Here is a 24,478-nt window from a genome sequence, read left to right on the forward strand (position 1 = left end):
GGCGCCGACCGACCCGCAGCCGGGGGCCTGGGGCGCGTGCCCCCGCGCGGCGGAGCCGCAGATCAGATGCAGCCGGGGAGGGGCGGGGCTGGGGAACAGCCCGCCGCAGGCGCCAACCGGGCCGCAGACAGGGGCCTGGGGCGAAGCCCCAGTTACCCCGACGGGTGGCGCGGTTGTCCACAACCGCGCCGTCGTCCACAGCCCCCAGCAAAACCGCCAGAAGAGCGGCATCGTGGGAACCACCCAAGCCCACAACCCGAGGCGGCCCCAATGCCCCGCACGCCCGAAAGCAACCGCACGCCCCCACCCACCCACTCCCTCCCCCCATTCGAACCGGTCCGAGTGGGAAGAAGATGGAGCGGGCCGTGGCGAACCCCACAGCGCCGAAGGCGAAGGCTCCGTCTGGCGGTCGCGGCCGCCACCGCCGCCGGAGTGACCCCCTGCCTGCCCGCCCTCACGCACTACGCCCTCGCATGATCACCCCAACCACCCACCCAGACCTGGCAAACTCTTCCGGAAGGCATGGAACATGCCATTCCGGTACAGAAAGAGAGAGGCCGCTCGGTGAGCGAGAAGAAAACAGGCATCCTTGGTGGCTTCAAGGCGTTCCTGATGCGGGGCAACGTCATAGACCTCGCGGTCGCCGTTGTCATCGGTGCGGCGTTCACCAACATCGTCAACTCTGTGGTCAAGGGTGTCATCAACCCCGTCGTCGGCGCCTTCGGCACCAAGGACCTCGACCACTACGCGGCCTGCCTGAAGGGCCCCTGCTCCAGGAACGCCGCGGGCGAGGTCACCGAGGGTGTCTACATCCAGTGGGGCACGGTGCTCAGCGCGACGCTGACCTTCCTGATCACGGCCGCGGTCGTCTATTTCCTGATGCTGCTGCCGATGAAGCGCTGGCAGGACCGCCAGACCGCGAAGAACCCGGCGGAGCCCACGCCGGCCGAGGTCACCGAGATCGAGCTGCTGGAGCAGATCCGGGACGCGCTGGTCGAGCAGCGTCGCGGCCCGGAGCCGGAGTCGGTCCCGGCCCAGCGCTGACGCCGCGGGCCCGCCGCGGGGCTCAGATGTGGTGGGGCGGCTTCTCGTCCAGGAAGCGCGCCAGGTCGGCGGCGCTGCCGCCGCCCGCCGGCCGCTCGCCCCAGCCGCGGTCCGTGTCGTCCGAGGACTGCTGCGACAGCGGGTCGTCGAAGATCAGCGCGGCGGCGGGCCGGCGCGGCGGCGGGGTGGGCTCGGCGGCGGGTTCGGGGGCGTTGCTCATGCCTCCAGGGTACGGTCGGGCCGCCGGGGGCTCGGCGCGCGCCCGGCGGTGGCAGCGGCGACAATCGCCGCATGAGCGATGTGACGCTGCACACATACGCCCTGCCGGTCACGGGCCCGCGCTCCCCGGGGCGCCCGGCGTCCGGGCAAGCCCGGGAGACGCGTCGCGGGCGCCGGGCGGCGGTCGCCCCGGCACCGGAGGGCGGCCGGAGCCCACGCCCCGGGCGCGGGATCCCGGCCCGCCCGGCGCCCCGGAGGCCGGGGCGGGGTCCGGGAAGCGGTGTGCGGTCTTGACCCCCGCGACGGGCGGAGTCGTGCGCCGTATGACCGAGCGCGGTCGCGACGAAGCGCATCGCACCGCCACGCCACTGGAGCTGTTCTTCGACCTGTGCTTCGTCGTCGCGGTGGCGCAGGCCGGCAAGCAGTTGGTGCACGCGCTCGCCGAGGATCATCCGGCCACGGGGCTCCCCGGCTATCTGATGGTGTTCTTCGCCGTGTGGTGGGCGTGGGTCAACTTCAGCTGGTTCTCCTCCGCTTACGACACGGACGACGTGCTGTACCGCGTGGTGACGCTGGTGCAGATGGCCGGGGTCCTGATCCTGGCGGCGGGCGTCCCGCGGGCCTTCGACGGCAGCGACTTCGCCGTGGTCTGGTTCGGCTATCTGGTGATGCGGCTGGCGATGGTGACGCAGTGGCTGCGGGCCGCGCACTCCAGTACGGGCGAGGAGCGGCGGACGGCGCTGCGGTACGCGGTGGGCGTGGGTCTGTGCCAGGTGGGCTGGCTGGGGCTGCTGCTCCTGCCGCAGAACGCCAAGCCGTGGCTGTTCCTGGTCATGGTGGTCGTGGAGATGTCGGTGCCCGCGATCGCCGAGCGCCGGCGTCAGACGGGGTGGCATCCGCACCACATCGCGGAGCGGTACGGCCTGTTCACCATCATCGTGCTGGGCGAGACGGTGTCGGCGGCCACGGTCGCCGTCCAGTCGGCGGTGGACGAGCACGAGGCGCTGGGCACGCTGCTGCCGATCGCGGGCGGCGGGCTGCTGATCATCTTCGCCGCGTACTGGATCTATTTCGCGGTGCCCATCCATCTCCACCTGGCCTCCAACACCCAGGCGTTCCTGTGGGGTTACGGCCACTACTTCGTCTTCGGTTCGGCGGCGGCCGTCGGGGCGGGGATCGAGGTGTCGATCGAGGAGGCTGTCGGCAAGGCGCACATCTCGACGTTCGCGGCGTCGGGGGCGGTCACGGCGGCGACGGCGCTGTTCATGTTCTCGGTGTGGCTGATCCACTCCCGGCACCACAAGCGGGGCCTGGCACAGCAGTTGGTGCTGCCGGTGTCGGCGGTGCTGGTGCTGGCCTGCACGTTCGCGGGGCACGCCGCGGTGCTGCTGGCCGGGGTGGTCGCGGCGGCCACGGTGGCGGTGGGGGTCTTCCTGACCACCCGGCGGACGGCGAGGGAAGCGGTGGCCACAGACACGGCGGAAGGGAAGTGATACGCATGGGCCATGACTGATGCCCACGCCGCACAGCAGCCCTCCCCCGGCCCTCTCGACGCGCTGACCGATGTTCACGGCCTGCGGGTCGGGCACGCGCAGCGCGTAGGAGACGGGGCCCTGACCGGCACGACCGTGGTGCTCACCGGTGCGGGAGGCGCGATCGCCGCCGTCGACGTGCGGGGCGGAGGTCCGGGGACCAAGGAGACCGACGCCTTGGATCCGCGGAATCTCGTGCAGCACGTCGAGGCGATCGTGCTGTCCGGTGGGAGCGCCTTCGGGCTCGACGCCGCGTCGGGGGTGATGGCCTGGCTGGAGGACGCGGGCCGCGGCTTCCGGGTCGGGCCCGATCCGGCGCAGCTCGTGCCCGTGGTCCCGGCGGCCGCGCTGTTCGACCTCGGGCGGGGCGGCGACTGGCGGGCCCGTCCCGACGCCGCGCTCGGGCGGGAGGCGGTCGAGGCGGCGGCGCGCACGGAGGCGGGCGCGCCGGTGGAGCAGGGCACGGTCGGCGCGGGCACGGGCGCGGTGGCCGGGGGTGTCAAGGGCGGTGTCGGCACGGCGAGTGTCGTGCTGCCGTCGGGTACGACGGTCGCGGCGCTGGCCGTGGTCAACGCGGCTGGTTCTGCGGTCGAACCCACGACGGGTGCGTTGTACGGGCGGTTGGCGCACGGCGTGGTCGACGTCCCGGCGCCCGGGCGGCACCGCGCCGCCCAGGAGAGGCTGGCGGCGGCGCGGCAGGAGTCGGCGAGGCGGGCGGCCTCCTCCGTGCGGCCTCCGCTCAACACCACGCTCGCCGTGGTCGCGACCGATGCCGCGCTGACCCGTGCCCAGGCCCAGAAGCTCGCGGGCACGGCCCACGACGGCCTGGCCCGCGCGGTGCGGCCCGTACACCTGCTGAGCGACGGCGACACGGTCTTCGCCCTGGCCACCGGCGAGCGCCCGCTGCCCGAGGAGGAACTGTTCGGCAGCACGATCCTCCCGGCGGCGGGAGCGCTCAACGACATCTTGGCGGCGGGGGCGGACGTCCTGACCCGCGCGGTGGTGAAGGGCATCCTGGCGGCGGAGGGGGTGGACGGCCCGGGAGGCGTCTTCCTGTCGTACGCCGACTTGTACGGCGCCGAAAGCTGACGGGGCACCCATTCAGCCCGTCCGGCGCTTGAGGACAACGCGGCGAAGCCGTGTTGCGGGGGTCTGGGGGCTTGCCCCCAGTTTCGGGAAGGGGCGGGACTGGGGAAAAAGCCCGCCGCAGGCGCCAGCAACCCGCACCCCGGGATCGAACCGCCGCCAACGGCTAAACGCTCACCCTGATCTTCGACTGCCCATGCGGCCGCTTCTCCCAGTCGTCCATGAACCGCCCGCGCAGCCCACGCTTCTCGGCGAGGGCGATCAGGGTCTGCGTGCGGTAGTAGAAGTCCTCGCGCAGCACCTGGTGTTCGGCCCCCTCCGTGCGGTCGAAGGTGAAGTCGAAGAAGCCGCCGGGGGCGAGCACGCGTCCGACGTGCGCGAGGCATTCGTCGATGACCTCGATCGGCGAGTGCGAGAAGACGCTGTGGGCGTGGACGACGTCGAAGTGGGCGTCGGGGAGGAAGTCCAGGGTGAGGTTCTGGGTGATGGTGAGGTGCGGGAGCTTCTCCTGGAGACCGTAGGTCGTCAGGGTCTGCTTGGCGGATATGAGGATGTCGGGCGAGATGTCGATGCCGTAGTAGTGGCCGGCGTCGAGGTGGTCGATGAAGAGGCGGCCCGCGCGGAGGTTGCCGCAGCCGATGTCGAGCATGCGGTGGCGGGGGGTGAGCCCGTGTTCCACGAGGTAGTCGAACTGCATCTTGCCGAGCGCGAGCCAGCGGTCGTGGCTGCGGCTGCCGACGGCGGCCTCGGGGTTGCGCGCGGTGTCGGAGGCCATGACGGCGCGGTAGTAGTCGACGTGGTCCGGGTGCTTCAGGCGGAGCCAGCTGTCGCGGGCCGTGCGCTTGAGGTAGGGGGCGATGCGTGCCGGGTGGGACACCGCGTAACGCACCTTGTGGGTGAGGTTGCTGCGGTTTTTGAGCATGGCTTTGGACGACGTCACGGAAGGGCCTCCGACGTGTACGTATGCGTATGGGGGTGTAGGTGCGGGCGGGGTGCTCTCGGAAGATGGGGAGATCGGAAAGATCGGGAGATCGGAAGAGGGGTCAGAGGATGGCGCGGCGGCGCAGGACGACGCAGATCAGGGCCATCAGCGCGGCCGCGAGGCCGATGAGGATCGCGGTCTCGATCCACTGGAGGACCCAGAAGTCGCTCGCGGGGTAGACCTTGTAGAAGCGGCCGGTGAAGCCCTTCTGCGCCATGCAGGTCTTCATGTCGGGCAGCCCGTCGCCCGACGCGCAGGCGGCGGGTTCGTGCACCAGGCGGCCGGCCCGGTCGATGAAGCCGAAGTCCCCGGCCGATTCCGCGCTGCCGATGTACTGCCTCGGCGCGTCGCCCAGGCTGGTCCGCACCGTGGGTGAGATCCAGTCGTGGCGGACGGTGTTGAGCAGCAGCCGTACGCCCACGATCACGGCGAGCGCGGCGCCCATCGCCGCCACCGTGCGGCGCAGCAGCAGCCCGGCCGCCGTGCCGACGACAAGGCCGAAGACGGCGCAGGCCACGGCGGCGGGGCCGGTGGCGTTGAAGATGTAGCCGTCGTGCCAGTAGAGGCCGTTCAGCATGTTGGAGACCGGCTCCCACCACCACGCGACGAGCGCGGCGAGGACCGCCGAGCCGACGAGCGTGCAGCCGAGCGCCAGCGAGAAGCGGGTGAGGAACCAGCGGCGGACGCTGACGCCCTGGGTCAGCGCGAGCTTCCAGGTGCCGCTCTCCAGCTCGCGCCCGAGCAGCGGCGCGCCCCAGAAGATGCCGATGAGCACGGGCAGGGCGGTGCTGAAGGAGCCGAGCGCGCGCAGCGGCCCGTTGGTGTCGTCGAAGAGCTGGTAGGCCGCGTCGCTGCGGCAGTCGCCGTTCCAGCCCTTGCAGTTCTTCGTGTCGATGTGGTGGTCGCTGATGAAGGCGAGCATGTCCGCGCGCTGGAACGCGACCCACGCCGCGCAGGCGACGAGGACCGCCGCGCCGACCAGGATCAGCGTGCGCTGCTGGCGCCAGGCCAGCCAGAGGGTGCCTTTCACGCGGCGGCCTCCGCAGTGGCGGTACCGGCGGGTGCGGAGCGCAGATATGCGAGCAACAGATCTTCCAGGGAGGGGATTTCGGTGACCCACCGGTCGTCATCGAAAACGGCAGGGATGTCGGAGGGCCGGCCTTCCGTACGGAGCAGGGCGGTGACCTGGCGGCCGGTGACGGTCGACTCCACGACGGTGGCGCCGCCCAGCCCGGCCGGCAGGCCGTCCTCGCGCGCGCTCTCGGCGCGCCCGGTGAGCAGGACGTGGTCGTCGCACAGCTGCTGCGCGTCGCCCTGGAGCCGTACGCCGCCGTGCTTGAGGAGCAGCACGTGGTCGCAGACGTTCTCCAGCTCGGACAGGACGTGCGAGGACATCACGACGGTGATGCCGCGTTCGGCGACCTCGGCCATGACCAGGCCCATGGCCTCGATGCGTACGAGCGGGTCGAGGTCGGCCAGCGGCTCGTCGAGGAGCAGCAGGTCGGGACGCTTGCCGAAGGCGAGGGCGAGCGAGACGCGGGTGCACTGGCCCGGGGAGAGCGTGCCGACGCGGGCGTCGAGGGAGATGTTCCCGGCGCGGACGATGCGTTCGGCGGCGGCCTGGTCCCAGTCCTTGTTGAGCTCGCGGCCGAAGCGGAGGGTCTCGTCGACGGTGAAGCGGGGGTAGAGCGGCTTGTCCTGGGCGAGGAAGGCCGTGCGGTCGCGGGCCCCGGCGGTGACCGGGTCGGCGCCGAAGACGCTGATCTCGCCGTCGGTCGGCCGCAGGAGGCCGGTGGCGAGGTGGAACAGCGTGCTCTTGCCGGCTCCGTTGGGGCCGACGAGCGCGGTGATCCGGCCCGCGGGCAGGGCGAAGTCGCAGTCGCGCAGCGCCCATCCGCTCCGGAACCTACGGCCGAGCCGTGTCGCCCGCAGGGCCGTAGAGGCGATCGGGTCGGTCACGTGTCTTCCTCCATGGACTGCGGTGATCGGTGGGACGGGGGTGGCGCCGGGAAGCGTTCGTCGAGGGCGGCGGCGGTGAGGGCCGCGATGTCCTCGCGTTCCAGACCGGCCGCGCGGGCCCGGTCCACCCAGTCGGTGAATTCCGCGCGCAGCGGCGAGTCCGCCGCCGTCGCGGGCCGGGACAGCGAACGCCTCACGAACGTGCCCTGCCCCGGCCGGGGCTCCACGAGCCCCTCGCGCTCCAGTTCCCGGTAGGCCCGCAGCACGGTGTTGGGGTTGATCGCGGTGGCCGCGACCACTTCCTTGGCCGTGGGCAGCCGGTCCCCCGGCTCCAGCACGCCGAGCCGGAGGGCCTGCCTGACCTGGTGCGCGAGTTGCAGATAGGTGGCGACGCCGCTGCGCCGGTCTATCCGGAACACGATCATTCGCACCCTCGTTTCACTAACGTCTTAGTGGAATGATGCGGAGCGTCTGCCGTCGGCGTCAAATATCACGGGGTGCGGCGTTCCGCTTACGCGGCGCAGTCGCATGGGGGCGCGTCGCACGTACGGGGCCGCTTACGGGGCCGCTTACGCAGCGGAACGGCAGGGGGTCAGCGGCCGCGTCGTACGTACGGGCGGGCGTCGAGGGCGGCGCGGACCGCCGCGGCGCGGGCCCGTACACCGTCCGGCGACACGCCGTGGGCCCGGTGGGGCGCCGGTTCGCCCCGGCAGTCGCGGCAGATCCCGCCGGGCAGCGCTTCGGGGCGGCCGGGCGCGCGGCAGACCGTGCACTCCAGGATGCGGAGGAGGGCGGGCGCCACGGTGGGCTCGACCACCATCTCGGGCGGCATCTTGTCGACGAGTCGACGGCGCGCGAAGGCCCCCGCGCAGTGCACCTCGGGCGGCAGTCCGCCCGTCAGCCCCCGTACGAGCTCCGGCACGGACACCCCGCGCGCCAGCCACTCGGCGGCGAGCTCCTCAAGTGCCGCGCATTCGGCGGCGGACAGCGTCATACGAGGGTCCGTACGGCCTGCTGACGCGAGGGCGTCGTACGCCTGCGAGCGGGCGGGGCGCGCCGACGGTTGCGACTGCGGCTGCGACTGCGGCTGCTGTTGCGGGGCCGGGACGTTACCCGCGAGGACCGCCGTCCACCACACGTCGTCCCGCGCGGTCCGGGAGAAATGCGAACGCGTCACCCAGTGCCAGCTGCCGCCGTCACCTTGGATCCGCTCCGTCACCCGCCGCAGATGCCCCGCCTCGGAGAGCCGCCGGAGGGCGGTGAGGCAGGCGGCCTGCCCGTAGTCGGGCAGGTGGGCGGCAAGCGTCTTGGCGTCCATGGCCGCGCCCTCGGGCAGCCGGTCGACAAAAGCGGCGATCGACGCCTCGCGGGGCCGCAGATGCGCGAAGTCGCCACGGCGGCGGGGAGCTTGCTCGGGGGCGGTGCGCTTCCCGTATCCGGGGCGGGCCAGGGGGTACGGGTGCGCGGGGCGCGGGGCAGGGCTAGAGTCGGCGTCAGCCATGAGATCGCTCCTGACGATCTTGTTGGTCAGACCCCGGCTCGGTGCGCTAACACCGGTCGGGGTCGTTTTGTTGCTGCGAACGCTAGAGGGTGGCGGCGCCGTGTCGCAACCTGAACACGGAAAGTGAACGCGCGTGGTATGCGCGGCGGTTGGGAGGGAGGGTGGGTTGAACCCACCACCCATTCCTCGCATAGAGGTCTCGGGGCCTGGGGCCCGGATCCCGGAGCTCAGGAATGGGGGTGGGGAATGCGACTACGCACCCGGGCGACGCGATATTCCTGGGTTACCAGGGATACCAAGCACCGTTCCACCACTGCTCGTTGGCGCTGTCATTGTGGTGGTCCATGTTGAAGTCTTCGGGGTAGTTGTGGGTGTGGTTGTACGGGTAGGTCCCGATGCCCGCGGACTCGTCGCAGATGTAGTCCCAGTGGCAGATCGACTTGACCGGCACATTGCCGAAGAACCTGTCGACACCTGCGAGCGGAGCACCGACGAAGGGGCCGAACGGTGCGGTGGAGCCGTTGCCGCCAGGAGGGCCCTGGCGCTTGGGGTCCGCGACGAGAACGGCGTTGACGTTGTCGAACGTCTGCCAGTTCTCGGTGACCCAGACGTGCACCACGGCGGCGCCCAAGGAGTACCCGGCCATCTTGACGTGCTGGCCCGGGCACGCGGCACGCTGGTCACGGACCAGCCGGTTCAGCTCGTTGACACCTGCCCGGACGCTCCCACCGTTGGGAATCGTGGTGGGATACCCGACGTGCTGCTGGATGTTGCCGGTGAAGCCGTCGTTGTTCCACGAGCTTCCGGTGCCCCCGACGACGATCGTGTAAGTACCGTCGCACGGAGCCGTCGTCGGCGCCGCGGACGCCTGCCCCAGCGAAAGCCCGCCCGCCATCAGAAAAGCGGCCACCACGGCGGCCGTCCGTCTCGTTCGCATGCGATTCTCCCTATGGAGTTGGTCAGCGCGCCTGGTTGCCGATGCCGTATGGACGGCATGGGCGGCATTCGATGAAATCCCTGGAACGAGCTCGACGGGACTGCCGAGTCCTGCGCGCCGGCAGCCACAGCCGATGCGTCCCACTACACACAACGCGGACCGACAAGGCCACCCGGAACGTTCCGGAAGGACGCGCCCTTCCGAAGATCAATACACCTAGGCCGCCTGGAGAACACGGGCCCGCTCGTTGAAGTCGGCCACAAGAGGGTGCTTGCCGAAGGGGATCATGCGCCGCTGTAGGTCCTGGACAGCTTCCACACTGCGGGACGACTTCACCCGACGGGCGAGGTCGAGTGTGCGGACTCCAGCGGCGTGGGCGGATTCAAGGTCCCTGCGTTGCAAATGGGTTACAGCGAGGGCAGCTTGGGACATGGCTCCGCGACGGGCCCGGTTCTGCTTGCGGGCGTGCGTGATGGAGGAACGGGCGTGTTCTTCGGCGTGGTCCGGCTGGCCGATATCGCGGAAGGCATTGGCCCACTCGCCGCCGAGGTATGCGGGGTCGATGAACTTGGCCCACTCGGGTCCGTCGGCGGCATCCACCTTGGCGAAGCTCTGTTCTGCCTGGCTGATGGCGTGCACAGTTGCTTTCTTGTCGCCAAGGACAGCGTGCGCCCTGGCTTCGAGCGTCCAGAGGTCAGCGAGGCACGCGGGTGAGCTGGTACGAATGAGTCCCTGTCGGCCGGCTTGGGCGAGGCGCTTGCCTTCGTCCGGGTGGCCGAGCAGCGTTGCCTGGTCTGCCATGCCCGCGAGTACGTGTGCACCAAGGGCCGGATCTTTGGACTCCTCGGCGAGGCGAAGCGCCTGGATCAAGTACCGCTGCGCTGTGCCGTGTTCGCCGGAGTCAAAGGCCATCCAGCCGAGAAGGTAGGTCTGCTCGGCAGCGGCCGAACACAGCGCGTGCCGCACTTCCTCGGTGTGGGCCCGGCGCAGCAGCGGGTAGACGTGCTGGTTCATGTAGGCAGTGAGGGCCAGCCGCCCACTGCCGCCGCCTTGGAAGATGTCCATCTCCTGGAACGCGCCGAACATGTTCTTCACGGCCGTCACGTCTTCGAGTCGGACTTGCCGCCCTGGTTCGGGTTGCTGATCAAGGGTGTTGAGGAGCCAGTCACGGGACGGTCCTACTGCTGCGACCGCCGCGAAGGGTGCCCCCGCGAGGAAACTCCGCCTGTCCACGTCCGCTCTCCCTAGCTCGGTGACAGCTTCGACCGTCACGGCCCACGATGAGCTGTAGACGAGCGCCCGGTCAATGTCCGGCGACTCGCCCAGCCCGAGGTCGTAGGTCGTGACCCGGTACCCGAAGCGCGCCGAAAAGAGGTCGGCGAGGATGACCGGCACGGGGTGGCGGGGCACCTCCCCCAGGGTCACCCAGCGCCGGACGCTGGACGTGTCGGAGGAAACGTGAGGGTGTCCCCACTCCGCCGCGCGGGACCGGACGTGGCGCGCGAGTTCACCCTTCGACCACCCCGAACGACCGATCCAGTCGGCGAGCTTCGTGTTCGAATTCTTCACTGCGACCATCCACAAGATCGACAGGCGTGGTGGATTCACCACGGTTCACCACTACTCCGGAAGCTACCCGCTGAGAGGCTTCGGATGTTGGCTATGCGTGCGACAGGAAGCGAACGTGGAGGCTGACCATATGAGCAGCGGACGGTACGCGGTGGACACCCGGACGAACAAGCTCGGGGAGCGCATGGGCGGTGAGGGCCCGTACGTACAGCTGCGACCGGTCGGCGGCGGCAGGGAGTGGGACTGCCCGCCGGGCGAGCTGCGCGAGCCCACGGAGGCTGAGTTGAAGAAGGCGGCGGTCCTGGGGACCCCGGTGGGTGGGCGGAAGTCGTGAGCACTCGAAAGCACGAACGCGCCTCCCGCCCGTGCAGGAAGTGCCACGGATTCACCCTCGCCCACGTACTCGCCGTGCGAGAAGGCCGGCTCGCGGAAGCCGCCGCGATCAACGCGGAGAAAGCACGGCACTGGCGGGACGACCACTGAACCGCCGCCCGGCCGCGCGCGCCGTGAAGTCGGGACGGCCGGGCGGGTCGCACACCGCGGCACCGGGCCCCTGGGCCCCGGAGGTGCCCCTCGTCAGCCGCACCCCATGGCCGGAAACGATCACTACTGGCCACCCGTGCAACTCCATAGAGTGACGTCACGGCCCGTGGTCCCCACGGGAGTTGGACAGCGAAAGGTGTACGACGTGACGGTCAAGGTCGTCGAAGGACGTCCTGGGCACGGACGGTGCCGACGGGGCGAACGTCGGCCAGTGGGGCCGCCACGGCGGAGCGAACCAGCAGTGGACGTTCACGCCGGTACGGCGCGACTACGCGCGCAACAACCCCGCGTACTTCGCATGCGATTCTCCCTATGGAGTTGGTCAACGCGCCTGGTTGCCGGTTCCGTACGCGGTCGGTCGAATCCCATGGAATGGAACGAGTTCGACGGGACCGCCGAATCCTGCGCACCGGTAGCCACGGCCGATGCGTCCCACTACACACAACGCGGGCCGACAAGGCCATCCGGAACGTTCCGGAAGGGATGGCGGCCTGACGGCCGACTCGCCGCGAAATGCGCCCTTCCCCGGCACGAGCCGTCACCGCCACACTGGCCGTATGGGACGTAAGGACGACCAGCAGGAACCGGACGACGACGACCGCGAGTACGACGTGGATCAGGACCGGGACCGGCAGAGCGATTACGTGAACGACCCGTCCACCACCGACGGCGACGCCCCGCACCGTCGGTGAGCGCCATCGACTTCACGGCACTGCGCCGCAGTTGCGCACAAGCTCTCGCTGAAGACGGCCAGTTCGGCGACGCGTGGGTGCGGAGCGCGTTCGAGGCGGTGGACCGTACGCTCTTCGCACCGCCCAGGTTCTGGATCAAGGCCGTGCGGGAAGGCGGCGGGTTCCCGCTCATCGACCGTGACACCGCCCCCGAGGGGTGGGCGCGCACCGTCTACTCCCCCGGATGCGCCCTGGTCACGCAGATGGACGACGGCGCCACCGCCTACGCCGACGGCGCGGCGGGGCGGTTCACCTCGTCCCTGTCCGAACTCCGTGTGGTCGCCCGCCAGCTCTCCCACCTTGGCCTGGAGCGCGGGCACCGAGTGCTGCACATCGGCACGGGCAGCGGCTACGACTGCGCTCTGATCGCCGAACGGACCCCGGCCGACCACGTCGTCACCCTCGAAGTCGACGGCCGCCTGGCCGAGGACGCGCGTCGCAACCTCGCGACGGCCGGGCACGGTGGCGTGCGCACCGTCATCGGTGACGGCGAACGGGGGTGGCCCGGCGGCGGGCCGTACGACCGGGTCCTGTGCACCGCCTCCGCCATGCGCGTCCCGCCGGCATGGATCGAACAGACGAGGCCCGGGGGGATCGTCCTCACCCCGTACCGAGGCCTGGCCCTCGTACGCCTGGTGGTCGCCGAGGACGGCAGGACGGCGTGCGGGCCTGTCGTGGACGCCATGACGTTCATGGCCCTGCGCGGCCAGCGCGCCGCCGACGCGGTGGAGATGCGGGAGATCATCAGCGCCACCCTCTCCGAGTCGGACAAGTCCCGCACGGACGTGGACCTGTCCCCCGTGGAACACGAGCTGGGCGCGGAGTTCCTGCTCCACGCCCTCGTGCCCGGCATCCGCGTCGCGTTCGGCGGGCAGACGTGGTGGTTCGAGGCTCATGACGGCGCCTCGTGGGCGGCGTGGAAGCCGGACGGACGCGTACGGCAATGGGGTACGCGCCGCCTCGCGGAGGAGGCCGCCCAGGCCGTGACCGCGTGGCAGAACGCCGGCGCGCCCGCGCTCACGGATCTCGGGCTGACGGTGAGTGCCGACGGGAAATGCCTTTGGGTGCGCGATCCGGAGGGGCCGTCGTGGCGGCTGCGGGCGGCCGCTTGACTACCGTGGCGTGTCGTTCTTTGTTGCCACCTGCGCCTGTTTCGCGTGGCGGATGGACCTCAACTCTTCAGGGCCTCTGCGATCTGCAGGGCGGCCTGGGCGGGCGTGAGGTGCGTGGTGTCGACTACCTCGGCCTCGCCGTGCAGCCACGTGCGGGCCGCCTCGGCGTAGGGCTCAAGGTATTTGAGACGGAACGGGGAGTCGGGGCCAAGAACAGTGTCGCCCGCGATGCGCCCACGGAGGGTTTCCTGGTCGGCGTGGAGGACGAAGTGCCGTACGGGAATGGCATGGTGGGCGAGCCCTGTGCTGATCTCGCGCCAGTACTCCTCGACCAGGACAGTCATGGGCATCACCAGAGTGCCACCGGCGTAGTCGAGGACGCGTCGGGCAGTCTCGACCACGAGCGGCCGCCACGGCGGCCAGTGCTGGAAGTTGAAGGAAACCCTCACCATTGCGCAGGTATCGCGGCGGTCTACCCGAAAGCACATCAACTGCCGCTTCGAACCGGCGAGTAAGACGTGGCCGGAGCAGCCTCTTCGCCTCGCCGGGGGAGACGAACCTGAGCTCGGACAGCTCCTCGTCGTGGGGGCGAAGAGCGATAACCGTCTCACCGTCGAGCGCTCCCCCGTCGAAGATGAAGGCGAGCTGGTCGTCCCACGGCCCGTGCGGGGCGACCCAGTCCACGACCAACAATCCGCGTATCACCGCGGTCAACCCCAGCTCCTCCCGCAGCTCCCTGACCGCCGCCCGGTCGGGGGCTTCGTTGGCTTCGGCCATGCCGCCAGGGAGGTCCCAGCCGGGTTTATAGGTGGGCTTCACCAGCAGAAAGCGGCCGGAGACGTCACGGAGCAGGACATCGGCCGCGACACGCTTGCGGGCCTGCGTGGCATTGCCTTCGGTGAGGTACGCGTTCCAGGCGGCGGGGTCCACAGGCATGGGCTCCATGGAGAAGAGCCTGCCCCGCTGAAGACAAGGCACCCCGGAGCCCGGCGCTCAAGTGGGCTGGCCGCGTTGACGATCCACCGCACGCGGTAGGGCGACGGGCCTACGCTTGGCTTGAAGGAACGGTGATTCCATGTCCACAGGACTGTCCGACAACATCAGGAAGTACCGTCGCGCCGCCGGACTGAGCCAGGAGCAGCTCGCCCACGAGGCCGGTCTCTCTTTGGGTGTGGTGCGCAAGGTGGAGCAAGGCGGGGACGCCCGCGTCGAGACGCTGCACACCCTCGCGCGCGCCCTCGGCGTCTCCACCTCCGCCCTCTTCGCCACAGAAGCCCCGAATCCCGTCATCGGCGATGAAGCGAACCGCCGCTATCTCGCCGAATTGCGGCGGGCGTTGATGCCTCCGGTCGGCCTCGACGCCGCTCTCTGCGATCACGGAGAGGGCAGGGCGTTGCCGGAGCTCCGCGCGCACATCGAAGACGGACACGCTCTTTACCACGCGGACCGGTACGGCGCCGTCGCGAGGAAGTTGCCGGGCCTCCTGCGTTCCACCGAAGCGTGCGTCGCTTCGCTGGAGGGCGAGGAGCGGCAGCGCGCGGTGATCCTCCGGGCCCAAGCGCTGCTGCTGGCCGGTAAATACCTCACTCAGGTGCGCCAGTACGACATGGCCTACTACGCGCTGGCCGAAGCCATCCGGCTGGCTCGCGAGACCGACCGGACGCGCACGGCCGCCACTGGCGTCGTCGGCATGTGCTGGCTGTTGCTGCGCCAGGACCGCTTCGACGAGAGCGAGCAGCTCGCAAGCGTCACAGCCGTGGAAATGGAGCCGCGCATCTCGGCCGCGGACCCCGCGCAATTCGCTCTGTGGGGCGAACTCTCGCTACGCATCGCTTCGGCAGCCGTGCGCGACAACAAGCCCGATGTCGCACGTGAGGCCCGGCGGATGGCCCGCACGGCGGCCAGCGCGATGGACAGCGAACACATCGACTACCGCACCCACTGGGCGACGTTCGGCCCCATTACGGCGGAACTGAAGGCAGTCGAAGATCTGTCCATCATGAACGACGCACGCGGCGTGCTCCGGCACGCCGACAACGGAGTACTGAGCGAAAGGGCCCTGCGGAGCCACGGCAAGCCGACCTCGAACAACTGGGACCGCCATCGGCTCGACGTGGCCAAGGCCCATGTCGCCATGGGATCCCATCAGGACGCGATGGGCGAACTGAAGCAATTGCGGACCAGGTCCGGCGAGTGGCTGAAGCATCAGGCCATGGCCCGCTACGTCATGAGCGACCTGCTCAAGTCACGTAAGCGCACTCTCACCCAGGACATGCGTGAAATGGCCGCCCACCTGGGCGTTGCGCAGTAGGTACCACGTTACGTAGCACTCGGCTCCCGGCTGCCGCCGAACTACCATGTGGCGAACCTGGTTCGGCTTTTCGCGCGCCCATACGGTTCCTGCGTGATCCAGAAATCGGAATCCCTCACCGCCCCGCACGAGGACGCACACGCCGCCGCGTCCGAGGACCTGAGCAATCGCCTCGCCGCCGCCAACGCTATGAGCCGCGCCGGAGCAGCGGCAAGCACCCCGGGTCCCTCCCGCCCGTGCAGGAAGTGCCACGGATTCACCCTCGCCCACGTCCTCGCCGTGCGAGAAGGCCGGCTCGCGGAAGCCGGCGCGATCAACGCGGAGAAAGCACGGCACCGGCGGGAGGCCCACTCGTGATCACGTCCCTGGCCCGCCCCGTCGTGCCCGTCGCCGGAACGTCCGGCTTCCACGTCATCACCCTCAGCCGTACCGAGACGTGCACCACGTGCATCCTGCTCGCCCGGGCCCGGTGGGATGCCGAGACGCGCCACGACTGGACTGCGATGAGGGACATGAACAGCCTGCTCGCCGACCACCGGCACCGTACGCATCAGCCCGTAGAGCCATCTCCGACCCGTCGCCGGCGGTGACCTCTCCCGCTGGCGGATCAGCAGCCCCTGAACGCCCGTCCGGCCGCTCCGCAGATGGACCACTGTCGCAACGCCTGGACGGGAGAACCACCGCAAGAGGTTTCCCGCACCACTCCCGACCGAATACAACCGAAGGAGGACCTGTCATGGGCAGGGACGAAGTCAACGGGTACGACCTGGGGGCGAACGAAACGATCACCCCCGCCGACCCGCCCGAGGACATCAGCTGCGACGAGGACACCGACGGAGATGACAAGTAGCAACGCCCCTGACGGCGACGGCGTGCGCGCCACGCTACGACAGTTCCTCAAGCATGACTTGCCGGAGGACTCCGAGCTTTCCTGGCTGTGCCCCAAGCATCAAGACCCACAAGCCATGCGGCTCGTACTCCGCTCCCGGTACGTCTGTGACAGGTGCACACACGAGGCGACCCGCCCTCGCTGAAAGGGCTGCCCCGATTCGACACCCCGCGTCGGATCGGGGCTTTCCCGAGCTGCGGCCCGCAGCGGTAGCGCATTGCGACCCGTGAACAGCCGCCCACCCGCGGAGATGCCGCTGATCAGCCACCGCCCATGGCCGGAATCCATCACTACCGGCCACCCGCGCAACTCCATAGAGTGACGTCACGGCCCGTGGTCCCCACGGGAGTTGGACAGCGAAAGGTGTTACGACGTGACGGTCAAGGTCGTCGAAGGCAGTGGTCCCGAGGTGTGTCCCAAGGGCTGGTACGCGCTCTACGAGCACGAGGGCTTCAACGCCAAGGAGCGGGGGCGCGTGCTGCTCTCCGACCAGACGCTCGGCGGCATACGGACCTTCGGGTTCGACGGGCGTGTCCTGTCGGCGGTGAACCACACCGAGCAGAGCATCGCCCTCCACGTCGAGGCCGACTCCAAGGGCTTCGCCGCGCAGGTGGGTCCGCGTGACGAGATCCCGGCCCTCGCCGACAGGGACACCCGGGAGATCGACGGCCTCGGGAACACCGTGGGCGCCTCCCGCACGGCCCAGGGCCCGGCGCTGAAGAACCGGACGGTCTCCGTACGCCTCTTCCCGCTCTACTCCGACGCCGCGCAGGTCATCCGCAAGCTGCCCGTCGAGGAAGGCACCTACATCCTCACCAACATCGGCAGCGGCATGTGCCTCGACGTCCTGGGCACGGACGGTGCCGACGGGGCGAACGTCGGCCAGTGGGGCCGCCACGGCGGAGCGAACCAGCAGTGGACGTTCACGCCGGTACGGCGCGACTACGCGCGCAACAACCCCGCGTACAACGTCACCGGCGAGTACGAGATCACCACCAAGGCGGGCGGCACGTTCCTGGACGTCGCCGGCGCCTCCCTGGACGACACCGCCAACATCCAGCAGTGGCGGGCCACCGGCGCCGCGAGCCAGCGCTGGTGGGTCACTCCCCTCGGCGACGGCGTGTTCGCGATCAGCAACGTCCACAGCGGCAAGGCCGTCGACGTCACCGGCGGCTCCAAGGAGAAGCGGGCCAACGTCCAGCAGTACACCTTCAACAACACGGACGCCCAGAAGTGGCGCTTCGAGCGCGTCTGACACGGCGGTGAACGTGGGCCCGCCCCGGGCGGGCCCACGGATCACGCAGCGACGGGCGCCGCCCCCGGCTCCGGCTTACCCAGCCCCTTCAACACGATCACCAGCCCCGCGCTCACCGCCACGCCCGCCGCGATCGCGAGGAGGTAGAGGAACGGGGCGCCGATCAGCGGGACCACGAACACGCCGCCGTGCGGCGCGCGCAGCGTGCAGTCGAAGGCCATGGAGAGGGCGCCCGTCACCGCGCCGCCCGCCATCGCGGAGGGGATGACGCGCAGGGGGTCCGCCGCCGCGAAGGGGATCGCGCCCTCGGTGATGAACGACGCGCCCAGCACCCACGCCGCCTTGCCGTTCTCACGCTCGGCCTTGGTGAAGAGGCGGCCGCGTACGGTCGTGGCCAGGGCCATCGCCAGGGGCGGGACCATGCCCGCCGCCATCACGGCGGCCATCACCTTGAGGCTGCCGTCGTTGGGGTCGGCGAGGCCGCCGACGGCGAACGCGTACGCGCACTTGTTGAGCGGGCCGCCGAGGTCGAAGCACATCATCAGGCCCAGCACGACGCCGAGTACGACCGCGTTGGCGCCGGACAGCCCGCTCAGCCAGTCGGTGAGCGCCTTCTGGAGCGAGGCGACCGGCTTGCCGACCACCAGGAACATCAGGAAGCCGACCACCGCCGACGAGATCAGCGGGATCACCACCACCGGCATGATCCCGCGCAGCACCGGCGGCACGCCCACCCGCTGCACGGCCAGCACCGCGCCACCCGCCAGCAGACCGGCGATCAGGCCGCCGAGGAAGCCCGCGTTGACGGTCAGCGCGATCGAGCCGCCGACGAAGCCGGGTACGAGCCCGGGCCGGTCGGCCATGCCGTACGCGATATAGCCGGCCAGCACCGGCACCAGGAAGGCGAACGCGGCGCCGCCCGTCTGGAAGAACAGCGCCGCCCAGCTCGCCGACTCCGTCCAGGCGAAGTGGGCGGCGACGGAAGGCGCCTTGTCGATCTGATATCCGCCGATCGCGAAGGCGAGCGCGATGAGGAGGCCGCCGGCGGCGACGAACGGGACCATGTAGCTGACACCGGTCATCAGCCAGGTGCGGAGGCGGGTGGCGAAGCCGTCCTCGGGCGCGGCCGCGGTGTCCATGGGCGCCGCGGCCCGTACGGTGGCGGGGGCCGCGGCCGCCATCTCCCGCAGCTCGGCGATCAGTTCGGCGGGACGGTTGACGCCCGCCTTCACACCGACATCGACGGTGGGCTTGCCCGCGAAGCGGGCCCGCTCCCGTACCTCGACGTCGTGCGCGAAGATCACGCCGTCCGCCGCGGCGATCGTCCGCGCGTCCAGCTTGGTGAAACCGGCCGAGCCCTGGGTCTCCACGGCGAACACGACCCCGGCGGCGCGGGCCGCCTGCTCCAGCGCCTCGGCTGCCATATAGGTGTGGGCGATGCCGGTGGGGCAGGAGGTGACGGCGACGATCCGGAAGGGTTCCGATGATTCCGGTGTTGCCGGGTCGGTGGGGTCTGTCGGTGTCGCTGAGGTCTTCGGGGCTGCCAGGGTGTCCGGGGACGCTGGGACCAAAGGGGCGACTGGATCCGCCGGGACCTCCGAGGCTGCCAGGGTCTCCCGGTCTGCCAGGACCTCCGGGGCCTCCGGGGGAGCCAGGACCTCCGCGTCCGCCAGATCCGCCGGCGCCTCCGGGGCCGCCCGGCCCGCCAGGGCCTCCGATGCTGCCAGGACCTCCGCGACCTCCTCCGCTGCCGGATCCCCTGGATCCGGCAGCGCCGGCTCGTCCCCCCGTATCAGCGCCGCCACCGCCTCCGCACTGTCCGCCGACCGCAGCGCGTCCGTGAACTCCTGGCGCGTCAACTGCCGTGCCAGCGACGACAGGATCGTCAGGTGATCGCTGTCCGCGCCGTCCGGGGCCGCGATGAGGAAGATCAGGTCCGCCGGACCGTCCGGGGCGCCGAAGTCGATCCGGGCGGCGGACCGGCCGAAGGCGAGCGTCGGCTCGGTGACGTGCGCGCTGCGGCAGTGCGGGATGCCGATGCCGCCGTCGAGACCGGTCGGCATCTGCGCCTCGCGCGCGGCGACATCGGCGAGGAAGCCGTCGAGGTCGGTGACGCGGCCGAGGGCCGCCATCCGCTCGGCCAGCGAACGCGCCGCCGCTTCCTTGGTCCCGGCGGACAGGCCGAGGTCGACCAGTTCCGCGGTGATCAGCTCACTCATCGCGGGCTCCTTTGCGCGCGTGGGGGGGGGGACAGGGGGGAGGCCGGTCACGACACCGGCTCCGTCAGGGCGCGGCCGAGGGGCACCTCGGACGTCACGGTCACCGCCGTCGGGTCCAGGTCCGACGGCGCCGGCATCGCGCTGCCCGGCAGCTGGACGGCCGCCGCGCCGTGGGCCAGGGCGGCGGCGAGGGCCGCCGGGCCGGAGCCGCCCGCCGTGAGGAAGCCCGCGAGGGAGGCGTCGCCCGCACCGACGTTGCTGCGGACGGCGGGCACCCGGGCGGTGCCGAAGTACGTGCCGGAGTCCTCGACGAGCAACTGCCCGTCCGCGCCGAGGCTGGCCAGGACGGCCCGCGCGCCCGCGGCCCGCAGCTCCCGCGCCGCCGCGACGGCGTCACCGACCGTGGCCAGCGCCCGGCCGGTCGCCTGGGCGAGCTCCTCGGCGTTGGGCTTGACGACGTCGGGACGCTCCCGCAGCACGGCGGTCAGGGCCGGGCCCGAGGTGTCGAGGGCGATGCGGGCCCCGGCGGCGTGCGCACGGGCCACCAACTCCCCGTACCACTCGGGCGCGAGACCGCGCGGGAGGCTGCCGCAGCAGGCGATCCAGTCGGCGTCGGCGGACCGCTCCCGTACGGCCGCGAGCAGGGACTCCGCTTCGGCGGCGGTGAGTTCGGGGCCCGGGGCGTTGACCTTGGTGAGGGTGCCGTCGGGTTCGGCGACGGAGATGTTGACGCGGGTCGAGCCGGCGCGCACGGACAGGCCCGCCGCCTCGATGCCGAGCTCGGTGAGCAGGCTCAGCAGCAGCGCGCCCTCGGGTCCCGCCACGGGCAGGACCGCGACCGTACGGTGTCCGGCGGCGGCCACGGCGCGCGAGACGTTGACGCCCTTGCCGCCGGGGTCGACGCGGTCGGTGGCGGCGCGCAGGACGGCGCCGCGCTCCAGCCGCGGCACCTCGTACGTCCGGTCCAGGCTGGGGTTGGGGGTGACGGTGAGGATCACGCGCGGACCACCGCCGGGCCCGCGGCCTCGATGGCGCGCGCGTCCTCCTCGGCGAGGCCCGCGTCGGTGATCAGCACGTCCACCGCGGAGAGGTCGCCGAAGCGGGCGAAGTGCCGCTGCCCGTACTTGCCGGAGTCCGCGAGGAGCACGACCCGGCGGGCGGCCGCGGCAGCGGCCCGCTTGACGGCGGCCTCGGCCAGGTCGGGGGTGGTGAGCCCGCCGTCGAGGGAGAAGCCGTTGGTCGCGAGGAACGCGACGTCGGCGTGGACCTCGCCGTACGCGCGAAGGGCCCAGGCGTCCACGGCGGCCCGCGTACGGTGCCGCACGCGCCCGCCGATCAGGTGCAGCGCGATGCCGGGGTGGTCGGCGAGGCGCGCGGCGACCGGCAGGGCGTGGGTGACGACGGTGAGCGTGGAGTCCAGCGGCAGCAGCCCGGCGAGGCGCGCGGCGGTCGTGCCCGCGTCGATGATCACGCTGCCGTCTGCGGGCAGTTCGGCGAGCGCGGCGCGGGCGATGGCGTCCTTCTCGTCCGCGGCCGTGGCCTCGCGCTCGGCGAGGTCCGGCTCGAAGTCGAGCCGCCCGGCGGGGATGGCACCGCCGTGCACCCGGCGGACGAGGCCGGCCCGGTCGAGCGCCTTGAGGTCGCGCCGCACCGTCTCGGCGGTGACCTGGAACTCCTCGGCGAGCGAGAGCACGTCCACGCGCCCGGTCTCACGGGCGATCCGCAAGATCTCTTGCTGCCGCTCCGGTGCGTACATGCTTTGCGTCCGTTCCATGCCCGAGTATGTGGTTATCGGGGACGTTACCCCGAGTAGAGGGGGAAAGTAAACGGATTCGGGCACATACGGAAAACGCCGGGCGGGCTGGAGAACCAGCCCGCCCGGCGTTCGAGGACGTACGGGACCGCTTACGCCGCCGCCAGCTCCTGCTCTTCCTGCGGTTCCCCCACAGGCGCCTCGACAGCCCGCCGCTTGGGCAGGAGGAACATCAGGCCGAAGACCAGCACCAGTCCGCCCGCGACCCACCACAGGGAGTGGGTGAACGCCTCACCGAAGATGTCCGACACCGGCCGCGTGCGCGGGTCCGCGTTGTCGACGACGCCGAAGAACGCCACCGAGACCAGGCCCAGGCCCACCGCGTTGCCCAGCTGCTGCGTGGTGTTGATCAGGCCGGACGCGGAGCCCGCGTGCTCGCGGGGGACCTCGGAGAGCACGGCGTCGGTGATCGGGGCGACGATCAGGCCCATGCCCGCGCCCATCACGATCAGCGGCAGCGCCATCTGCCAGGACTTGATGTCCGCGCCGTAGTGACCGGCTTCCCAGATGTACGTCAGGACGCCCGCCGCCATCACCAGCGCGCCCGCCTGGAGCACCTTGCGCCCGAAGCGCGGCACCAGCTTCTGCACCGACATGCCCGCGGCGGCCGAGACCGCCAGCGAGAACGGGACGCCGGTCAGGCCCGCCCGCAGCGCCGACCAGCCGAGGCCGATCTGCATGTAGAGCGTCCAGACCAGGAAGAAGATGCCGGAGGTCAGGCCGAAGGTCAGCTGGACGCCGATGCCCGCCGCGAAGCTCTTGACCTTGAACAGCGACAGCTCGACCAGCGGCGAGCCGTCCTTGCGGGTCTTGTGGCGCTCGTACAGCACGAAGGCGACGAACATCGGCACCGAGCACGCCATCGAGACGAAGCCCCACACCGGCCAGTCGTGCTCGCGGCCCTGCGTCAGGGGGTAGAGCAGCATCAGCAGGCCGGCGCTGGCCAGGACCACACCGACGAGGTCGAGCTTCATGGCCCGCGGGGCCTTGGACTCGATGATGAAGCGACGGCCGAGGAGCAGACCGGCGATGCCGACCGGGAGGTTGATCAGGAAGATCGGGCGCCACTCCAGGCCGAAGAGGTTCCACTGGGTGAGCAGCGCGCCCAGCAGCGGGCCGGAGACCGCGCCGAGGCCGACGACGGCGCCGAACATGCCGAAGACCTTGCCGCGCTCGTGCGCGGGGAAGGTGACGTGGATGATCGACAGCACCTGGGGCACCATCATCGCGCCCATCAGGCCCTGGAGCACGCGCGCGGCGACCAGCAGCTGCGGGTCGCTGACGATGCCGCACAGCATCGAGGCGAGCGTGAAGCCGCCCATGCCCAGCAGGAACACCTTCTTGCGGCCGTAGATGTCACCCAGCCGCCCGCCCGTGATCAGGCCGATCGCGAAGGCCAGCGCGTACCCCTCGCTGAGCCACTGCAGCACGCTGAACGACGCGTCGATGTCCCGCTGGATGCTCGGCATCGCGATGTTGACGATGGTGACGTCGACCAGGTCCATGAAGGACGCGGTCATCACGACCGCGAGCGCCAGCCAGCGGCGGCGGTCGGCAGGCGGTGAGTCGGTGGCCATCAGGAGAAGCCCTTTCTGGTGGAGCGGGGGGAACGCAACCGACGCTATAGGGCATCTAGGACAGACTGTGTCCCACTTCGCTGGCAGGCTGGGTGACATGACCGACACCCCCGTACGGCTGCTGAACCTGCTCTCCCTGCTCCAGACTCCGCGCGAATGGCCGGGCAGCGAACTCGCCGAGCGGCTCGGGGTCACCGCGCGCACGATCCGGCGTGACATCGAGCGGCTGCGCGACCTCGGCTATCCCGTGCAGGCCACGATGGGCGCGGTCGGCGGCTACCGGCTGGCCGCGGGCGCGGCCATGCCGCCGCTCGTCCTCGACGACGAGGAGGCCGTCGCCATCGCGGTGGGGCTGCGCGCGGGCGCGGGCCACGCCGTAGACGGCATCGAGGAGGCGTCCGTACGGGCCCTCGCCAAGCTGGAACAGGTCCTGCCGTCCCGGCTACGCCACCGCGTGGCCACACTCCAGGCCGCCACCGTGCCGCTGACCTGGGGCGACTCCGGGACCGTCGACCCGCGCACGCTGACCGTCATGGCCGCGGCGGCCACCGGCAACGAACGGCTGCGCTTCGCCTACCGCACGGGCGACGGCACCGAGACCCAGCGACTGGTCGAGCCGCACCGGCTGGTGAGCACCGGGCGGCGGTGGTACCTCGTGGCCTTCGACATCGACCGCGACGACTGGCGTACGTTCCGGGTGGACCGGGTCAGCGAGCCCTTCGCGACCGGCGCCCGCTTCACCCCGCGCGAGCTGCCGGCGGCGGACGCGGCGGAATTCATGAGCCGCTCCATGGCACGGCTCCAGCCGACGTACCGCGTCGTGGTGACACTGCACGCTCCGGCGGAGTTCGTGGCCGCGCGCTTCCCTTCACAGCTCGGCACGCCTGTGCCTGTCGGCTCGGACCGGTGCGAGCTGGATTTCACCACGGCGGACTCGCTGGAGTGGGTGGCGTTCCGGCTGGCGCTGATCGACTGCGAATTCTCTGCGCGTGAGCCGGCGGAGCTTGTTTCTCACTTGGCGGAGTTGGGGGCGCGGATTTCTCGGGCGGCGGGGTGAGGTTGCCTTCGGGGTGGCGGGTCGGGTGGCGCCTGCGGCGGGCTTGCTCCCCAGCCCCGCCCCTCCCCGGCTGCATCTGATCTGCGGCTCCGCCGCGCGGGGGCACGCGCCCCAGGCCCCCGGCTGCGGGTCGGTCGGCGCC

Annotated in this window: 24 protein-coding genes and 2 pseudogenes; 12 read left to right on the forward strand and 14 right to left on the reverse strand. The window is 71.0% G+C overall.

All coding sequences use genetic code 11. From position 1 onward, the window contains the following. The first annotated feature begins 564 nt into the window (after positions 1–564). On the forward strand, positions 565–1,044 hold the full coding sequence (mscL, locus tag AB0435_RS31065; RefSeq protein WP_366007282.1) for a large conductance mechanosensitive channel protein MscL: 480 nt from the start codon (positions 565–567) through the stop codon (positions 1,042–1,044). Between the two features lie 22 nt (positions 1,045–1,066). Here the strand turns inward: mscL and AB0435_RS31070 are convergent, their stop codons facing one another. After that, entirely contained in the window at positions 1,067–1,264 is a 198-nt protein-coding gene (locus AB0435_RS31070) for a hypothetical protein (protein WP_366007281.1), read from the reverse strand. Positions 1,265–1,586: 322 nt separating this feature from the next. Here AB0435_RS31070 and AB0435_RS31075 point away from each other — a divergent pair, with 322 nt between their 5' ends. Both AB0435_RS31075 and AB0435_RS31080 read left to right on the forward strand, forming a co-directional pair. Further along, on the forward strand, positions 1,587–2,756 hold the full coding sequence (locus AB0435_RS31075; protein WP_366007280.1) for a low temperature requirement protein A: 1,170 nt from the start codon (positions 1,587–1,589) through the stop codon (positions 2,754–2,756). Positions 2,757–2,768: 12 nt separating this feature from the next. Continuing rightward, positions 2,769–3,884: a P1 family peptidase gene (locus AB0435_RS31080; protein ID WP_366007279.1), complete on the forward strand. Its 1,116-nt coding sequence runs from the start codon at positions 2,769–2,771 to the stop codon at positions 3,882–3,884. Positions 3,885–4,047: 163 nt separating this feature from the next. Here AB0435_RS31080 and AB0435_RS31085 read toward each other — a convergent pair whose 3' ends face one another. The 7 genes from AB0435_RS31085 to AB0435_RS31115 form a co-directional block, all read right to left on the reverse strand. After that, positions 4,048–4,803: a class I SAM-dependent methyltransferase gene (locus AB0435_RS31085; protein ID WP_366007285.1), complete on the reverse strand. Its 756-nt coding sequence runs from the start codon at positions 4,801–4,803 to the stop codon at positions 4,048–4,050. A gap of 121 nt (positions 4,804–4,924) precedes the next feature. Continuing rightward, positions 4,925–5,893, reverse strand: coding sequence for a transporter (locus AB0435_RS31090; RefSeq protein WP_366007278.1), 969 nt, complete (start codon positions 5,891–5,893; stop codon positions 4,925–4,927). After that, complete coding sequence (locus tag AB0435_RS31095) at positions 5,890–6,822, reverse strand: ABC transporter ATP-binding protein (RefSeq protein WP_366007277.1); 933 nt, start codon at positions 6,820–6,822, stop codon at positions 5,890–5,892. Before AB0435_RS31095 ends, AB0435_RS31090 begins: the two co-directional genes overlap by 4 nt. After that, on the reverse strand, positions 6,819–7,247 hold the full coding sequence (locus AB0435_RS31100; RefSeq protein WP_366428480.1) for a GntR family transcriptional regulator: 429 nt from the start codon (positions 7,245–7,247) through the stop codon (positions 6,819–6,821). The genes AB0435_RS31095 and AB0435_RS31100 overlap by 4 nt, the downstream gene beginning before the upstream one ends. A gap of 167 nt (positions 7,248–7,414) precedes the next feature. Beyond that, entirely contained in the window at positions 7,415–8,323 is a 909-nt protein-coding gene (locus AB0435_RS31105; RefSeq protein WP_366428481.1) for a hypothetical protein, read from the reverse strand. 283 nt (positions 8,324–8,606) lie between these two features. Next, a complete protein-coding gene (locus AB0435_RS31110; RefSeq protein WP_366007274.1) occupies positions 8,607–9,260 on the reverse strand; it encodes a cutinase family protein in 654 nt (217 codons plus the stop codon). A gap of 216 nt (positions 9,261–9,476) precedes the next feature. Further along, positions 9,477–10,829, reverse strand: a complete 1,353-nt coding sequence (locus AB0435_RS31115; RefSeq protein ID WP_366007284.1) for a transcriptional regulator — start codon at positions 10,827–10,829, stop codon at positions 9,477–9,479. A gap of 130 nt (positions 10,830–10,959) precedes the next feature. Here AB0435_RS31115 and AB0435_RS31120 point away from each other — a divergent pair, with 130 nt between their 5' ends. The 4 genes from AB0435_RS31120 to AB0435_RS31135 all read left to right on the forward strand — a co-directional run bounded on the left by AB0435_RS31120 (position 10,960) and on the right by AB0435_RS31135 (position 13,215). Continuing rightward, positions 10,960–11,163 (forward strand): hypothetical protein, encoded by a 204-nt coding sequence (locus AB0435_RS31120; protein WP_366007273.1) that lies wholly within the window; start codon positions 10,960–10,962, stop codon positions 11,161–11,163. Next, positions 11,160–11,312 (forward strand): hypothetical protein, encoded by a 153-nt coding sequence (locus AB0435_RS31125; protein WP_366007272.1) that lies wholly within the window; start codon positions 11,160–11,162, stop codon positions 11,310–11,312. The genes AB0435_RS31120 and AB0435_RS31125 overlap by 4 nt, the downstream gene beginning before the upstream one ends. A gap of 617 nt (positions 11,313–11,929) precedes the next feature. Further along, on the forward strand, positions 11,930–12,064 hold the full coding sequence (locus tag AB0435_RS31130) for a hypothetical protein (RefSeq protein WP_366007271.1): 135 nt from the start codon (positions 11,930–11,932) through the stop codon (positions 12,062–12,064). Then, positions 12,061–13,215, forward strand: a complete 1,155-nt coding sequence (locus AB0435_RS31135; RefSeq protein ID WP_366428482.1) for a methyltransferase domain-containing protein — start codon at positions 12,061–12,063, stop codon at positions 13,213–13,215. Before AB0435_RS31130 ends, AB0435_RS31135 begins: the two co-directional genes overlap by 4 nt. A gap of 59 nt (positions 13,216–13,274) precedes the next feature. On the opposite strand, the pseudogene AB0435_RS31140 reads toward AB0435_RS31135, so the two are convergent. After that, positions 13,275–13,649 (reverse strand): annotated as a pseudogene (locus AB0435_RS31140) (ATP-binding protein); the annotation flags it as partial. Between the two features lie 13 nt (positions 13,650–13,662). Then, positions 13,663–14,160: pseudogene (locus AB0435_RS31145) on the reverse strand (NUDIX hydrolase); the annotation flags it as partial. A gap of 130 nt (positions 14,161–14,290) precedes the next feature. Here AB0435_RS31145 and AB0435_RS31150 point away from each other — a divergent pair. The 4 genes from AB0435_RS31150 (at position 14,291) to AB0435_RS31165 (ending at position 17,670) form a co-directional block, all read left to right on the forward strand. Continuing rightward, positions 14,291–15,526 (forward strand): helix-turn-helix domain-containing protein, encoded by a 1,236-nt coding sequence (locus tag AB0435_RS31150; RefSeq protein WP_366007269.1) that lies wholly within the window; start codon positions 14,291–14,293, stop codon positions 15,524–15,526. Positions 15,527–15,619: 93 nt separating this feature from the next. Next, a complete protein-coding gene (locus tag AB0435_RS31155; protein ID WP_366007268.1) occupies positions 15,620–15,883 on the forward strand; it encodes a hypothetical protein in 264 nt (87 codons plus the stop codon). Further along, complete coding sequence (locus AB0435_RS31160) at positions 15,880–16,116, forward strand: hypothetical protein (protein ID WP_366007267.1); 237 nt, start codon at positions 15,880–15,882, stop codon at positions 16,114–16,116. Before AB0435_RS31155 ends, AB0435_RS31160 begins: the two co-directional genes overlap by 4 nt. 672 nt (positions 16,117–16,788) lie before the next feature. After that, the gene (locus tag AB0435_RS31165; protein WP_366007266.1) at positions 16,789–17,670 is read left to right on the forward strand and encodes an RICIN domain-containing protein; all 882 of its coding nucleotides are present in this window, start codon (positions 16,789–16,791) and stop codon (positions 17,668–17,670) included. Between the two features lie 41 nt (positions 17,671–17,711). Here the strand turns inward: AB0435_RS31165 and AB0435_RS31170 are convergent, their stop codons facing one another. The 4 genes from AB0435_RS31170 to AB0435_RS31185 all read right to left on the reverse strand — a co-directional run bounded on the left by AB0435_RS31170 (position 17,712) and on the right by AB0435_RS31185 (position 23,279). Continuing rightward, on the reverse strand, positions 17,712–19,889 hold the full coding sequence (locus AB0435_RS31170) for a fructose-specific PTS transporter subunit EIIC (protein ID WP_366428483.1): 2,178 nt from the start codon (positions 19,887–19,889) through the stop codon (positions 17,712–17,714). Positions 19,890–19,936: 47 nt separating this feature from the next. Then, complete coding sequence (gene pfkB, locus AB0435_RS31175) at positions 19,937–20,887, reverse strand: 1-phosphofructokinase (RefSeq protein WP_366428484.1); 951 nt, start codon at positions 20,885–20,887, stop codon at positions 19,937–19,939. After that, entirely contained in the window at positions 20,884–21,645 is a 762-nt protein-coding gene (locus tag AB0435_RS31180) for a DeoR/GlpR family DNA-binding transcription regulator (protein WP_366428486.1), read from the reverse strand. Before AB0435_RS31180 ends, pfkB begins: the two co-directional genes overlap by 4 nt. 149 nt (positions 21,646–21,794) lie before the next feature. Then, complete coding sequence (locus AB0435_RS31185) at positions 21,795–23,279, reverse strand: MFS transporter (RefSeq protein WP_366007263.1); 1,485 nt, start codon at positions 23,277–23,279, stop codon at positions 21,795–21,797. Positions 23,280–23,376: 97 nt separating this feature from the next. On the opposite strand from AB0435_RS31185, the gene AB0435_RS31190 reads away from it, so the two are divergent. Further along, entirely contained in the window at positions 23,377–24,336 is a 960-nt protein-coding gene (locus AB0435_RS31190; protein ID WP_366428485.1) for a YafY family protein, read from the forward strand. Positions 24,337–24,478 lie beyond the last annotated feature (142 nt).

It is taken from the genome of Streptomyces sp. NPDC051173 (genome assembly GCF_040689515.1).
Lineage (GTDB): Bacteria > Actinomycetota > Actinomycetes > Streptomycetales > Streptomycetaceae > Streptomyces.

What these genes read in the sequence shown, in the direction of transcription:
- AB0435_RS31085 (WP_366007285.1), bottom strand. Translation starts at nt 4,803, where the DNA reads ATGCTCAAAAACCGCAGCAACCTCACCCACAAGGTGCGTTACGCGGTG.
- AB0435_RS31100 (WP_366428480.1), bottom strand. Translation starts at nt 7,247, where the DNA reads ATGATCGTGTTCCGGATAGACCGGCGCAGCGGCGTCGCCACCTATCTG.
- AB0435_RS31075 (WP_366007280.1), top strand. Translation starts at nt 1,587, where the DNA reads ATGACCGAGCGCGGTCGCGACGAAGCGCATCGCACCGCCACGCCACTG.
- AB0435_RS31105 (WP_366428481.1), bottom strand. Translation starts at nt 8,323, where the DNA reads ATGGCTGACGCCGACTCTAGCCCTGCCCCGCGCCCCGCGCACCCGTAC.
- AB0435_RS31080 (WP_366007279.1), top strand. Translation starts at nt 2,769, where the DNA reads ATGACTGATGCCCACGCCGCACAGCAGCCCTCCCCCGGCCCTCTCGAC.
- AB0435_RS31180 (WP_366428486.1), bottom strand. Translation starts at nt 21,645, where the DNA reads ATGTACGCACCGGAGCGGCAGCAAGAGATCTTGCGGATCGCCCGTGAG.
- AB0435_RS31130 (WP_366007271.1), top strand. Translation starts at nt 11,930, where the DNA reads ATGGGACGTAAGGACGACCAGCAGGAACCGGACGACGACGACCGCGAG.
- AB0435_RS31150 (WP_366007269.1), top strand. Translation starts at nt 14,291, where the DNA reads ATGTCCACAGGACTGTCCGACAACATCAGGAAGTACCGTCGCGCCGCC.
- AB0435_RS31170 (WP_366428483.1), bottom strand. Translation starts at nt 19,889, where the DNA reads ATGAGTGAGCTGATCACCGCGGAACTGGTCGACCTCGGCCTGTCCGCC.
- AB0435_RS31110 (WP_366007274.1), bottom strand. Translation starts at nt 9,260, where the DNA reads ATGCGAACGAGACGGACGGCCGCCGTGGTGGCCGCTTTTCTGATGGCG.
- AB0435_RS31070 (WP_366007281.1), bottom strand. Translation starts at nt 1,264, where the DNA reads ATGAGCAACGCCCCCGAACCCGCCGCCGAGCCCACCCCGCCGCCGCGC.
- AB0435_RS31190 (WP_366428485.1), top strand. Translation starts at nt 23,377, where the DNA reads ATGACCGACACCCCCGTACGGCTGCTGAACCTGCTCTCCCTGCTCCAG.
- AB0435_RS31120 (WP_366007273.1), top strand. Translation starts at nt 10,960, where the DNA reads ATGAGCAGCGGACGGTACGCGGTGGACACCCGGACGAACAAGCTCGGG.
- AB0435_RS31185 (WP_366007263.1), bottom strand. Translation starts at nt 23,279, where the DNA reads ATGGCCACCGACTCACCGCCTGCCGACCGCCGCCGCTGGCTGGCGCTC.